The 589-nt window shown below is 45.0% G+C and carries 1 protein-coding gene; it reads left to right on the forward strand.

The window, feature by feature from the left end; translation table 11 throughout:
* Positions 1-589: hypothetical protein (locus tag MoGM_RS12870; RefSeq protein ID WP_158249522.1), on the forward strand; the 589-nt coding region annotated here is incomplete at both ends.

A 589-nucleotide genomic window follows, 5' to 3' on the forward strand; every position in this document is an offset into this window, starting at 1 on the left:
GCTTTGCCCAGACACTGGAAAAGCCTATTGAAAATTTGTATGTGACCAAGGGGCAGATTGCGCTTAAGGCTGATGCCACCATGGAGAATGTACTTGGCGGACAGACATTGACTTTTACTCTTTGTAAGTTTGAAGGTGAGAATCTTGTTCCTTATGCAAAAGCTACTGCTACCGAAGAGAATGTAACGTGGATAGGAACATCCGGTATATTCATAGTCGAATTCCCGTTCATGGAGGAAGATGAACTGTTTGGCAAGGTGGAGTCTCCTGTAATCGTGGGTGAAGAGACATTTATCCTTGTTGAAGGTTTTGACAAAATAACAACACCGATTACAGCTTTGTTCTCTGGTGCTGACGGATGGAACGGAAACGGATATGCACTTCTTGCCGATGGCAGCATAAGCACTGTTGGTTATAGCAATGACCCGAATACTCCTCAGGTGAATCTTCATATAGGTTTTACCGCGGCAATGCCGGTGGCAGAACCTGTGACTCCTGAACAGACTGTTTATTTCCCCGTAGAAGGTGGTGCTGGAGTGACCGGTATCGGTGATGACGGAAAGCCGTATAATGACTATATTGTTTATAC

It is taken from the genome of Prevotella sp. MGM1 (assembly GCF_002933775.1).
Taxonomy (GTDB): Bacteria; Bacteroidota; Bacteroidia; order Bacteroidales; family Bacteroidaceae; genus Prevotella.